Here is a 13,259-nt window from a genome sequence, read left to right as displayed (position 1 = left end):
TTACCGAATTGCAAGCATTCGACCACAATTTATTAAAAAAGTTTACGGTATAAAAAAGGAACCGAAGATTCGTTTCTCGGCTCCCGCCATTTCATTCTAGTTTCCGCAAATGATACAGTCGGGCTTCCCACGGTTGAATCTGTGGGTCGTCAGAGTCTGCATCGACTTCCGTATTGGTAAAAATTAACTCACTTGTATTTAAATCAAATTCTTGCGTTGTCGCAACCTGATTACTCATGTTCACAACGACCAGCCAGTTGTCCCCATTTAACGTCCGCCGGTAAACATACAGTTGGTCATCCCGGGTGTCAATCAACTCATAGCGCCCACGTTCCAAGGCTGGAACGGATTTTTTCAGGCGAATGAGCTGCTGGTAAAACGTTAAGACCGAGTGCGGATCGTGACTTTCCCGTTCCACATTGATCTGCTCTGTTCCAGGCGTCATGCTGATCCAAGGCTGCTGGTCCGAGAAGCCGCCAAACTGCTGATGGGTCCACGGCATGGGGGTCCGGGCATTGTCCCGACTCTTCATGCCTAATTGACTAAGAACCTGCGCTTCCGGCACGCCAGCCGCCCGCTGTTGCTGGTAATACAGCCGGCTATCCAGGTCGCGGTATTCGCTGATCTGGGTGAAATTGGCGTTTGGTAGCCCCAATTCTTGCCCTTGGTAGACAAACGGCGTCCCCTTCATCAACAAGTACCACAACCCTAAAGCCTTCGCGGAACGCCGGCGATAGTCACTAGCGTTCCCATAGTACGAAACGGCACGAGGCAAATCATGATTTTCAATGAACAAGGCGTTCCAGCCGATTTTTTCTAAGCCCAGTTGCCATTTGGAAAGCGTGGCCCGCAATGCGGCAACCGGGAGTTTGGGTTCGGCTCTTTCCCAAAAATGAACGTGGTCAAATTCCAATAGGAGGTTAAAGAATCCCCGTTCCGGGTCCAGCCAACGCTGGGCAGTTTGTTGGTCAATGGTCCCCGCTTCGCCAATCACAAAGAGCTGATTGCGTTGCAACACGGGCTTCAAATCAGCCAGAAACGCATCCGTTCCGGTCACGTCCTGGTAGTAATCCGTCCGGGGATGGGCAACGTTCGCAAAGTCCTGCCGCTTCTTGAGGTGCGTCACGCCATCGAGCCGGAACCCATCCACGCCACGGTCAGCCCACCACTGAATCGTTTCCACCATCGCCTGACGAACGGCTGGGTTTTCCCAGTTCAAATCTGGCTGGGCTTCCGCAAAGGTGTGCAGGTAGGCTGCACCCATTTCTGGCACATAGGTCCACGCCGACCCACCAAAAATGGATTCCCAGTTGTTGGGCACTTGGTCCGCCGTGGCCGACCGCCACACATAATAATCGTGGTAGGGACTGGCGGCATCAGCCAGTGCCGCTTGGAACCACGGATGTTGGTTAGAGGTGTGATTCAACGCCAGGTCGATGACCACTTTGATATCGGCTGCGTGGAACGCCGCGACCAACTGCATGAAATCGTCAATGGTTCCATATTGCGGGTCCACGTCGCGGTAATCGATCACGTCATACCCGCTGTCCACCTGACTGGAGGGGTAAAAAGCCGACAACCAAACGAAGTCGATGCCGAGGGATTGTAAGTAAGAGATTTTCGCTTGGATGCCGGGCAAGTCGCCCACACCGTCATGGTTCGTATCAAAGAAACTCTTCGGGTAAATTTCATACCCGACCGCGTGTTGCCACCACTGTGCGTCAGCCATTGCTGTCTTCCTTTCGTTGCTAAACTGCAACCGGTTGTAATTGTTGTATTCCGGGGATTGTATTCGCCTCCAATTGTAACAATAATTATCTAATTTGTCGGCTGATTTAGCAAACTTTATGCTCAGTCGTTAATTTTTGCGGGTTGAACGTTTGTTAACGCCTCCGGGTGGATGAAAATGAGTGGCCAATCGTCGTTCCCGCCGGCGGACTCAAAGTGCCCTGCTAGGGGGTCGGTTCCAGCCGAAGAACGGGCTTCCACCTCGACTTTAAGCCCCAAAACCGGTCTTAAAGGTCGTCCCGTGGGCTAGGCTGAGTGAAACCACCTCAGCCAAGACCACCGACACAGCTGGGCACTTTGGTCCGCCTCTGGTCACTAACACAGTCGCTTCATTTTCACCCACCTGCGGCTGACACTGATTCAGCCCGCTATTAACTGACCTCCTCCACGATTCCTGGCTACGCTTTCGGTTCCAGCCTCACGGCAGGTCATTTCTCTGCATATTTATGCAGTTCGTTCCGCCTGTCTAAAACCAAAAGCAGCCTCACCATCAGAATAGCTGATGGCAAAGCTGCTCATTGACGACTTAATTTTCAGGTTTAATCAATCTTCCGCTTAGGATTCAACAGGTTCATGGGGTCGAACAGCGTCTTGATTTGGTGTTGTAACAGATCCACGGTTTCACCCAATTCAGGGTTGTTCCACTGGTTCTTCATCATGCCCACGGCGTGTTCCCCAGTGATTGTTCCACCCAGTTCCAGCGTCTTCCAGAACGTTTTCCGTAAGGCTTCGATGATGACTTCTGGAACCTCATCCTCGTCTTCGGACCACGTGTAAGTTGGGTGCACGTTCCCATCACCAGCATGGCCAACGGTGTAAATCTTAATACCCAGTTCCTTGCCCAGATCCTGCAGGAAGTCCATCATTGGTGCTAATTTTGACAATGGCAGTGCCATGTCTTCCATCAAATGGTTGTTCCCGGAGAAGACGGCTGGTAACATATCCTGACGCAGCTTTTCCAGCGCCTTTTGCTCGTCTGGATCCGTAGTGACCTGAACGTTTTGGGCGTCGTGCTTCGCTAGCAGGTCGTTCAAAACGCCCACGCTTTCGTCACTGCTCCCGTCCAACCGGAAAATCAGCATGGACCCACTGTTGTCGCCGTAGTGAGTGCCTTCATAACGGTCCAACGCCTTGACCGTGTTGCCATCCAGCGCTTCCAACATGGTCGGGTAAACGCCTGACATCCGCACCGCTGTGACGCCGGCGGCCAACGCACTCATATCCTTGAAGAAGGCCACGCCCATGACGGACTTGCCTAGAGGAATTGGCATCAATTTCACCGTAATTTCAAAGATAATGCCCAACGTACCTTCGGAACCCACGAAGAGTTGCGTCAGATCGTAACCGAACGCCTGCTTCAACGTCCGGCCGCCAAGCTTGATCACCCGACCGTCAGCCAGTACGGCCTTCAAGCCCAAGACGTTGTCCTTGGTGGCACCGAAGCGGACGGTGCTCATCCCACCGGCGTTGGTCGAGACGTTCCCACCAATGGATGAAAATGGCTTAGAACCAGGATCTGGCGCGTAGAACAAGCCTTGCTTCCGGGCAGCTTGATCCAAGTCACCGTTGACGACACCGGGTTGAACAACGGCCACGGAATCTTCTTTATTGATTTCCAAAATTTGATTCATTTTCCGCATCGAAATAATAATGGCGCCATCGATACCGTCGGAACCAATCACGGTACTGCTAAAGGTTGTTTGGGGAACGACGGCAATATGAAATTTCCGCGCTGTCCGCAAAACACCTTGAATATCCTCGACACTGGCGGCCTCAACGAACGCCCGTGCCAAGCCGGTCTCACCGCCAGAAGCGTTGGGATTGAATGACTGTTTCTTTAACGTCTTTTCATCCGTGTAGATTGTCCCATCCTTGACTTGGTCTTGGAGATAGGTCGAAATTTCTTCATCAGAATAAGCACTAAAAACTGTCACACTGAAGACCTTCTTTACTAGAATTAGTTATACGTGCCGGTTAACCCCAACCATCAGCAACTGAAAAATGGCCACGAGGGCCACCAGCACAGTTCATTATCCGTGATCATTCTAACACGTAATTTATAAAAGTACAGGTTTAACGACTTGAATTGGCTAACAATCGACAAATAACTAACGGGGCCACAAAAAAATACCGCAATCCAGCCAAATGGCTAGACGGTGGTATCCTCTTCCGCGGGAAATTAGTTCTCTACTTATGAAGCAAACTAGTTAGTTCCAATGGCTCTTTCACATAACCATTGCGCGACACCTCACCCAACCTGTCTACTGTCTAAGCAGCGGTGTGGTACCGGAGGCGGCTAGATGGCGCGGACCTGTGTCGGTAGCGTTAGTTGGCGTCTTTTGCCGGCTTACGCTACAGGTCGGTTGGAAGACGTGGCGCTTTCACGGCTTCCAACCGCCTCTGAAGACCGCTTCTCAGGCTTCAGAGGTCACCCCCACAGGCGGAGCTATCTAGGCCGCCGGAGGTACCACACCGCGATTCGCCTACTTAGGCGAGCTGGGTAAATTGCTTGTTTTCGAGGCGGTACTGGTGGTCGCACTGCGCCGCCACGTCCGGCTCATGCGTCACGATGATCACGCATTTCTGCCGGTCGTGGGCAATCTTTTGAAACTGCGCGATGACCTCTTTGGTGTTGTCCTCATCGAGGTTTCCGGTCGGTTCGTCGGCGACCACTAACTGGGCATCACAAGCCATCGTCCGCGCAATCGCCACACGCTGTTGTTGGCCCCCGGACAAGTGTTGAACGTTACGAGTCGCCAGGTCCTCGTTGATGCCCAGGTCGTTTAGCGTCCGTAGGGCAAAATGTTTATCACCCGCATGTTCCGCGCCCGTAATCGCCATGGCCGTTAACAAATTGTTCAATGGCGACATATAGGTAAACAGGTTATACGCTTGGAACACGATGGACACATCGTGCCGCCGATAGGTCGTTAGCCCAATCTTTTTCAGTGAACGGTCATCCAGCAAAATGTCGCCCGCTTTGGGCTTATCCAGACCCGCAATCAACGACAGAAACGTGGTCTTCCCGGTCCCGGAATGGCCCAGAATTGCGTAGGACTGGCCCACCTCAAACGTCAGATTAATATCTTGAAATAATGGGTCACTTTTATCCTGGTACCAATACCCCAGGCCTTCTGTTTTCAGCATGCGCGTTCCTCCTTAGGAAATTAAGACTTTCTTCGGCTCCAGTCGCAGGATGCCACCGGAGGCAATCATGATCGACAGGAACGTGATGGCTAAGCCAAAGCCACCGAGTTCCGCCAGGTCAACAGCACTCACGCTAATGTCCAAATTGGTATCGACCGCCTTGGCACTCGTGGTTGTCCCGGTTGAACCAGGTCCACCCGTACCACCGTGCATCCCACTACCACCGGGTTGCCCGGTTGAACTGGTCGCGGTGATCTGGGTCGTCGTACTTTGCGAGACAAGTTGCGAACCCAGCTGGTCGCCGACAAATTTACCACCGGCCCCAGCAATCGCCACGGCGACCACAATGACCATCAGCATCTCGGTAAAGAACTGCGCCATGATTTTCCACCGTGCTTCCCCTAAGGAGAGCAGGACGCCAATTTCAAAGCGACGTTCGCGAATCATCAAGATGACGATTAACGCCAGGATAATCGTGCCAGCAATGGCGACCAGCCAGACGATTTTATTGGCAAAGCTCTTCACGTTTGCCATCGACGCCTTCACCGTTTGGTAACTGGCATCGTCCGTGCTCAGCGCATATTTACTAGTGTTGATCAGCTGTCTGCCGGCCTGCTTCACGCTGCTGACCTTGGCGGGATTGCTGACGTTGAAGGTCACGGAATCCGCGGTATTCGCGTACTTACTGCCCTTAAAGGTGTTGGCCATGGTGTACGAGGTGTACATCGTGTTGGCCGGGTCGGCACTCATTGGACTAGTACTGGTGCTGGTCGAACTGGCCTTGTAAATCCCGACAATCTTCAGTTTGACCTTAGCCTTGTCACCCGCGGTCTCCTTGACGGTAATCGTATCGCCGACGGTCAGGTCATTCTGGCTCGCCAGGTCCTTTTCGATGACCACGTTGTGGGTATTCTTGTCGGCTGCGGTGATGCCGCGACCCTTGGTGATCTTGCTTTGACTGTTGCTAAATGCCGTCGTCAGACTCGTGGCCGTGACCCCGTCAATTTGCGTATCCCCGGTGCTGGCACTAGACTTCATGCCGCCGGGACCGCCGCCGTTACTGCTACCCATCCCCGTGCTGGTCGAAACCACGTCGTAGGATTTGGCGTTAACGGTGGTACTGCTGGTCACGTTGGTGCTCTTGACGTTGCTGAGCTGAGAAATCTTGGTCGCATCGCTCAGCTTCACCGGTGTCAGCGTCATCTTCGGCCGACTGCTCTTGCTGGTGGAACTGCTACTGCTCTGCATCTTCTTAAACGCCGCCTGCCGGTTCGCCGACAACGTCACGGTCGCACCCACGTCGGCCTTTGCTTGGTCGGTCGCCTTAACCGCGGCGCTGCGAATCAGCAAGCCCGCTAACACAAACATCAGAATGGCGGACGAGACCAGAATCAGTAGGACTGACCGGCCCTTCTTCGCCCACACATTTAACCAGGCCCGTTTGAAAAAGTTCATTCAGGTCGCCTCCATTTCTTGTCATGCTTTCGAGTATGCCAAAGCCGGCTTTGCGGAAACTTAAATTCCGGCACGACTAATTTTCATTTGCCAAATCACGGGAACGCAAAAAACGGCGGAACCCCTTGAGGCACCGCCGTTTCGTTAAACTTTCTCTCATGATAACTGTGTTAATAAAGCGTTAAGGCTCGAGCTCGTCCGGCGGTAACACATCCGGATAAAGCGCCGAGTATTCTTGATACCACTGGAACGTGGTGGTGGCCAGGACTTTCAGGACCGCAAAACCTGGCACCCCGAAGATGACGCCCAGGAGGCCAAACATTTTACCCCCGGCCAGCAGAACGAAGACAATCGTAATCGGGTGCATCGCGAGGCTGTTCCCCATGATCAGTGGCGACAGGACCTGCGTTTCCAGGACCCATTCGATCAGGTAAACGATGACTACCCCCAACAACATGGACGGACTAGTCACGACCCCGATAATCAGGGCAGGCACCAGCGCGATGGCCGACCCGAAGTACGGAATCAGGTTTAGGGGACCGGCCAGTAGCCCAATCAGTAAGGCGTAACGCAACCCAATAATGGAATACCCGGTCGTGAAAATAATCATCACGCACAACGCGACCGTCAGTTGACCACGCACGTAGGAACTCACTTTGACGTTCATCTGATCGAGCATCGTGATGAACCGGCTCCGGTAAGCGGTCGGCACGACCTGACTGATGTAATGGGGAAAACGCGACCCGTCCTTCAACATGAAGAACAAGACCAGCGGCGCCGTGATAATCGTGATGACCCAGTCGCTCACGGTCGTCACCACGTTGCCCAGCGAACTCAGCGTCCCGGTCAACAGGTTCAGCCCCCGTTTAGAAAAGTAGGTCGACACGCGCTCGTTAATGTCCGCCAAATTACTGTTGGACACCCAGTGATGCTCCTGGTTCAGGTGATTAATGTTGTGGAGCATATCATTGGCAAACTGGGGGAGCGCGCCAATGATGCCGCTGGTCTGCTTGGTTAGAAACGGAATCAGATTGAGGAAAATCAACACAATGATGCCCGCCGTCAGGAGCATGGCCACGGCAATCGCCAGGCCCGTGCGCAGGTGGAGTCGCCGTTCCATGAAGTGGACGAACGGATCCAGCACGTAGAACAGAATGCCCGCGACCACGATGGCTGGCATGGTAATCCCAATAAACTTCCAAACCGGCGCGAGAATCCAGGCGTTTTGCATCAGTTCGTTGAGCACCAAAAGTAATAGAAAAATGTTTAATAGCAGAATTGTAATGTGATTATTTAAAAATCGTTGGTAGAACCAGGAGAATCCCGATTCTGGTTGACGCAAATTTTTCAATGCGACCCCTCCCGTAAATGTGCATAGCTCTAGTTTAAGGCTCGTGCACCCAAGTGACTAGCTCTTTTTACTGGAAAGCGGAAATAATTTTCCTTGGGTCCTGGCGCTTGCCGCCTCCGCTGGTCAGACCCACCCCCTATGGGGACCGCTGGTGGCCTGAAAATCGGTCCACCAGCTCGACTTGAAACCTCGCTAAAGTTCGCGAGTTTCCAAGCTCGTCCCGTGCTGTAAGGCCGGGAAAACCACCGGCCTAACACCACCGACACAGGGGGTAGGTCTAACCAGCTCCGGCTATCGCTAACCTAGCGGAAAATTATTTTTATGATAGCTTTCCAGTAAAATGCTTATCATCCGGCCTTCAACTTAAAGATTGCCCCACAACAAAAGTGGTGGTTATCACTAATTTAACATCAGCGATAACTACCACTTATCAAACACTTGAATACTGTAGACTAATTAACCATTAGCCACAGTCCAGTCGCCCAACAGGCAACACACAGCTACTGATGACGCTTGTGTCACCCGGTAAGGCACGTACAACGCACAACCAGCGACCCTAGTTGTCCGCGTTTTGGGCGACTTTGACGGTGGCGTCGGCGGTGGTACCGGTCACGTTGTACACCTGCTTACCGTCCCGCCAAGTCACCTCGTTGGCCTCGTCATCATCAGTTTGACTGTAGACGGTCACGGCGCCCGTGTCTGCGCTGGTTGGCAGACTGGACTTGGTGATCTGCCGGTTGACCTGCTTGGCAAATTGCGTTGGCGTTCCACTCTCATCGGCATTGCTGGTGACAGCCGTGACCGACCAATCGCCCTTATTCCAGTGAACGTAGGTATGGCCCATAGTCCCCTGCACGACGGCCGTTGTCTGCTTGTTCAATTTAACAGTTGTCCCCGACGTGTTGCCGCCCACGTAATCGACCTGTTTGGCAGCCGTGTTGGTGCTCCCATACGTCGTTTTCTTATAGGTTGCGGACTGGCTGTCACTGGCAGAATAGTCGACCTGATAGTTTTGCTTCGTTCCGCTGGCACTATTGGCCTTCAGCTTGGTGCCAGCCGCCGTCGCTGTGGTTGGCGCTGTCGTTTGGCTCACGGAACTGACGTCATTGGCGGCGTGAATTTGTAAGGCCGTGCCTGATCCCAACGCTAGTAGTGCGAGGGTGGCCGTGACGGTCGTAATTATTTTCGTCTTTCGTTGCATATCTATTCAACTTCTTTCATTTATTTTTGGGTGACGTAAGCCGTTTGGGCCGTCACATATTTGCCATTACTCAGGACTAGATAACGCGACCCCGTCGACCGTTTCTTGATACCAGTGACTTTCAGCGTGGTCCCCTTCTTAACGGCAGTCGACCGGTTGGCCTTCTTAAAGGAAGACTTGGTGTATTCATAAACTTTCTTCTTCGTTTTCACGCTCGTGCTCGATCCCAGCGATTCATAGTAAGCGTGATCCGAATATTCTGTGTTGGCAGACAAATATCCCAGCTTCGTCTTGATGCGATATGACTTGCCACTTGGCGCCTTGACGACCTGTCCGGCCACCGTATCACCGGCCACGTAATACCCGCCAGTTTTGGTTTTTAAACTTGAATCAGAATAAATATTCAGTTTGTGATTCAGCTTAAACGAACCGTGTTGCCCGACCCAGTAGCCCGTGGCATCCTGCGACAAGACCCATTTACCCAGGGAATCAATGTAGAGTTCCTGCTTGGATTTGTCAGTTGTCACGCTCTTCACCTCAGAAATCGCATAGAACTTCTGCCGGTCTGAGGCCGCAATGGCTGTGCCGTCAGCGTACTTGGTCGCCCCATTATGTAGGTAAATGTGTTGACCCTTCTTATAGCTACTGTAAGCATAATTCGTAGTCGTGGCGGTGTTGGCCAGCGACGTCGCAATCCCATTGGTCCACCACGAAATCGGGTGCACGGTCGTTACGGCCCGACTGTTGTCGGTGTATTCGCCCAGTGCAGATAAATAATTGTGATCCGTGTACTGCCACAACGCGTAGGAAATCGTTGGCGTCGTGGAGTAGTTCGCAATCCATTGGGCGTCAAAATTTTGACGAGCGGTGTTGGCATAACTGGTGGCAAATGACTGGTAAGAATAGAAAACGAGTTTTTTATTGGTCAGCGCACTCATTTCCTCGTACCAGGCCTTAACGGCGGCGTTCGTGGTCCCGGACGTCACGTCATTTTCTTCAAAGTCCAAAACATAAAATTTCGCGTTTTTATTCGACCGGTTATAAAAATCCTTCGCTTCCTGTCTGGCACTCGCCGCACTAGTAAACCGCGCGTAGTCGTACTCGCCAAACGGGATCCCGTACTTCACGTAAAGCGCGGTGTTATTGGTGGCGTACAGGTCTTTGTACGAAGAGCCGTACTGCCGCCGGTTGATGACAAAGGAGACCTGACTCTTCAAATTGGCAACCTGACTCGATGTTAATTTCCCTTGCCATTCAGAAATATCTGGAATGGCTAAGGTGCTCGCCTGGGCAACGGTCTGACCGCCTGCCACAGCGATACCGGCCAAGGCACTCGCCGCAACAATGGCTTGCGTCAGTCGCTTGGTCCATGAATGTTTGCTCGACATATTGTTGACACTTCCCTATCTAAAAATTAAGTTTCTGTTCGCACAACATGGGTTACTTTTAGCGTTGCGCCACCTCCTCGTTTCACACGTCTTTTCCACCATAACCGATTAAAATGTGCATGCCGTAACAGGGTGATTGCAGTTCAGTTACCAGATTTTACGATTATATTTATTACAGAAATGCCGCTAAACCAACGATAGTCGTGATAATCCGGGCGGATAACGGTTCGCTCTTTGACCTGGCAAAGCGTAGAAATCTCTCGCTTTGTGTAGTCTCGCGCAACTACCAGGCGGGCGAATCACGAGATAAAAATAATTTTGCTAGTTAAAGCAAGCATTGTTCCGTTATTAATGAAATTATATTTGTTAACTGTCCTTTCTAAATTTTGTATAGACTAATATACGAATATTTATAATTTATTCTTGTTGATTGTTCAGATTAAATCACGTATGATGGGGTTACTTCAAAAAAACTATTAGGAGGCCCCTTATGCGCCGTGCTTTGTTAAGTGTTTCTGATAAAACTGGATTAGTTGAATTTGCGCAAACGCTGATTGCTCATGACTTTGAAATTGTCTCAACTGGTGGCACCCAGTCCGTCCTCGCTCAGGCCGGTATTCCCGTTCTACCCATTGAAGACGTCACCCATTTTCCAGAAATGTTGGACGGCCGCGTTAAGACCCTGAATCCCTTGGTATTCGGCGGTATTTTGGCCAAGCGGGATAACCCCGAACACCAACAAACATTGCTTGATCATGACATCACGCCCATCGACTTGGTCTGTGTGAACCTCTACCCCTTCGCCGCAACCATTGCGCAACCAGGCGTGGCTTTGGCCGCAGCCGTCGAACAAATTGACATTGGGGGGCCTTCTTTGATTCGGGCTGCCGCCAAGAACTATGCGGATGTGTTGGTCATTTGTGACCCCGCCGACTACGATCAAGTCGGTCACGCCCTGGCCGAAGAACACGTTGACCTTCGCTTACGTAAGCACTTAGCAGCCAAAGTGTTCCATCACACCGCGCACTACGACGCCTTAATTGCCAATTACTTAACGGATGAGGCCAAGCCTGATACGTTGACCCTGACTTACGAGCGCAAGCAGGCCCTCCGTTACGGGGAAAATCCACAGCAAACTGCCACCTTCTACCAAAATTGTGAACCGGTTCCTTTCTCCATCGCAGCCGCCGTTCAGTTACATGGGAAACCACTGTCCTTCAACAACATCAAGGACGCCGACGCTGCCTTGGGCTTGATTCGCGAGTTTGACGACCCGACCGTTGTGGCCTTAAAACACATGAATCCCTGTGGTATTGGCTCAGCCGTCGACCTTTCAACAGCCTGGGATAAGTGCTACGAAGCAGATTCAATGTCTATTTTTGGGGGCATTATTGTCTTAAACCGGCCCGTCGACCTGGCGACGGCAACCAAGATGCACAAGCTCTTCCTGGAAATCATCATCGCGCCAGCCTTTGACGACGATGCCTACGACGTGCTGGCTAAGAAGAAAAATTTGCGCTTGTTAACGGTTGATTTCAGCACGGCCAAAGATCCAGAAGAAGATGAGCTGGTCAGTGTCCGTGGTGGACTTTTACGTCAAGAACGCGACAACGTCTACGATGACCCAGCCAAATTTCAAGTCGTCAGCCACGCACAACCAACCGCTGATCAATTGGCTGCCGTTACCTTTGGCCTCAAGGCCATCAAGTTCGTCAAGAGTAACGCCATCCTAATCAACACGGCTGACCAAACCTTAGGCGTCGGTCCCGGCCAAATGAACCGGATCGATGCGGTAAAGATTGCGGTCGGTAAAGCCGAAGTGAAGCCAAACTACGACCAAGCCGTTTTGGTTTCCGATGCCTTCTTCCCCATGGAAGACTGCGTCGAATACGCCGCGCAACACGGGATCAAAGTCATCGCCGAACCCGGTGGCAGTATCCGTGACCAAGACTCCATTGCCATGGCAGATAAGCTCGGTATCGCCCTAGTCTTCACGGGTAACCGCCACTTCCGCCACTAAATTGACGCCACAAGAAAAGGCCGTCGCGACCCAATTAAAGGTTATGCGACGGCCTTTTGTGACCAGAATATTTGAATTTTAATTATTGTGCAGACATCCCGCCATCGACGACGAACTCGGAGCCCGTTGCATAACTAGCATCGTCCGAAGCCACAAACAGCACTAACTTAGAGACCTCTTCTGGCTTAGCGATTCGACGTAACGGAATGGCCTTGGCAAATTGCTTAACGGCCTCTTCCGTTCCAGGTTGAGAAATCATTGGCGTTTCAATCACTCCTGGATGGACGGAATTGACCCGGACACCGGATGGGGCCAGTTCCAGGGCGGCCGCCTTGGTCATCCCCCGGACGGCAAACTTTGTGTCCGTGTAGCCCACGGCCCCACCAACTAACCCATTCAGTGATGAAATATTCACAATCGAACCAGAATGTTGTGCCACCATTTCCTTGGCAACCGCCTTCAAGCCCAAGAAGGTTCCCAATTGGTTGATCTGGAAAATCTTCAGGTAGTCATCTTCGCTGATATCCTGCAGGCGCTTGGCAAAAGTAATACCAGCGTTATTTACTAAGATATCAATGCGGCCAAACTTAGCTTTGGTCTGAGCAACCACGTTATCCCAGTCGGCAGCGCTCGCCACGTTGTGCTTGATGAAGAGTGTATTCTCGCCGAGTGACTTAGCCAGCGCTTCACCTTCAGCTTCTTTGATGTCGGTGATCACGACCTTGGCGCCTTCACGAACAAATAGCTTCGCGTGTGCGGCTCCCATTCCCTGAGCGGCACCCGTAATGATTGCAACCTTGCCATCTAATTTACCCATCTTGGAAAACCTCCATTTTGTGATTTTATCAACCGCTAATCAAATGTAACACGCAAAGTTAATCACCCTTAAAAATCGCCCAATTCTAAGTC

Annotated in this window: 9 protein-coding genes; 1 reads left to right on the top strand and 8 read right to left on the bottom strand. The window is 51.8% G+C overall.

What is annotated here, in order from left to right; all coding sequences use genetic code 11:
- Nucleotides 1-91: 91 nt before the first annotated feature.
- The 7 genes from EKM84_RS05495 to EKM84_RS05465 form a co-directional block, all read right to left on the bottom strand.
- Nucleotides 92-1,729 carry an alpha-glucosidase gene (locus EKM84_RS05495; RefSeq protein WP_125764508.1) on the bottom strand — a complete coding sequence of 546 codons (1,638 nt, stop codon included), beginning with the start codon at nucleotides 1,727-1,729 and terminating at the stop codon, nucleotides 92-94.
- A 598-nt stretch (nucleotides 1,730-2,327) separates the two neighbouring features.
- Nucleotides 2,328-3,722, bottom strand: coding sequence for an FAD-binding oxidoreductase (locus EKM84_RS05490; RefSeq protein ID WP_125764506.1), 1,395 nt, complete (start codon nucleotides 3,720-3,722; stop codon nucleotides 2,328-2,330).
- Nucleotides 3,723-4,275: 553 nt separating this feature from the next.
- Entirely contained in the window at nucleotides 4,276-4,935 is a 660-nt protein-coding gene (locus EKM84_RS05485) for an ATP-binding cassette domain-containing protein (protein WP_125764504.1), read from the bottom strand.
- A gap of 12 nt (nucleotides 4,936-4,947) precedes the next feature.
- A complete protein-coding gene (locus EKM84_RS05480; protein ID WP_125764502.1) occupies nucleotides 4,948-6,390 on the bottom strand; it encodes an ABC transporter permease in 1,443 nt (480 codons plus the stop codon).
- Between the two features lie 181 nt (nucleotides 6,391-6,571).
- Entirely contained in the window at nucleotides 6,572-7,741 is a 1,170-nt protein-coding gene (locus EKM84_RS05475) for an AI-2E family transporter (protein WP_125764500.1), read from the bottom strand.
- 556 nt (nucleotides 7,742-8,297) lie between these two features.
- Nucleotides 8,298-8,942 (bottom strand): hypothetical protein, encoded by a 645-nt coding sequence (locus tag EKM84_RS05470; RefSeq protein ID WP_125764499.1) that lies wholly within the window; start codon nucleotides 8,940-8,942, stop codon nucleotides 8,298-8,300.
- 20 nt (nucleotides 8,943-8,962) lie between these two features.
- Nucleotides 8,963-10,330, bottom strand: a complete 1,368-nt coding sequence (locus tag EKM84_RS05465) for a GH25 family lysozyme (protein WP_125764497.1) — start codon at nucleotides 10,328-10,330, stop codon at nucleotides 8,963-8,965.
- Nucleotides 10,331-10,820: 490 nt separating this feature from the next.
- Between EKM84_RS05465 and purH the strand changes: the two genes are divergently transcribed.
- A complete protein-coding gene (purH, locus tag EKM84_RS05460) occupies nucleotides 10,821-12,350 on the top strand; it encodes a bifunctional phosphoribosylaminoimidazolecarboxamide formyltransferase/IMP cyclohydrolase (RefSeq protein ID WP_125764495.1) in 1,530 nt (509 codons plus the stop codon).
- 82 nt (nucleotides 12,351-12,432) lie between these two features.
- Here the strand turns inward: purH and EKM84_RS05455 are convergent, their stop codons facing one another.
- Nucleotides 12,433-13,167: an SDR family NAD(P)-dependent oxidoreductase gene (locus tag EKM84_RS05455; protein WP_125764493.1), complete on the bottom strand. Its 735-nt coding sequence runs from the start codon at nucleotides 13,165-13,167 to the stop codon at nucleotides 12,433-12,435.
- Between the last annotated feature and the right edge of the window lie 92 nt (nucleotides 13,168-13,259).

This window comes from Levilactobacillus mulengensis (genome assembly GCF_003946045.1).
In the GTDB taxonomy this organism is placed as follows: domain Bacteria; phylum Bacillota; class Bacilli; order Lactobacillales; family Lactobacillaceae; genus Levilactobacillus; species Levilactobacillus mulengensis.
The sequence above is the reverse complement of the archived record's forward strand: the minus strand, read 5'-3'. Positions and strand labels throughout refer to the sequence as shown.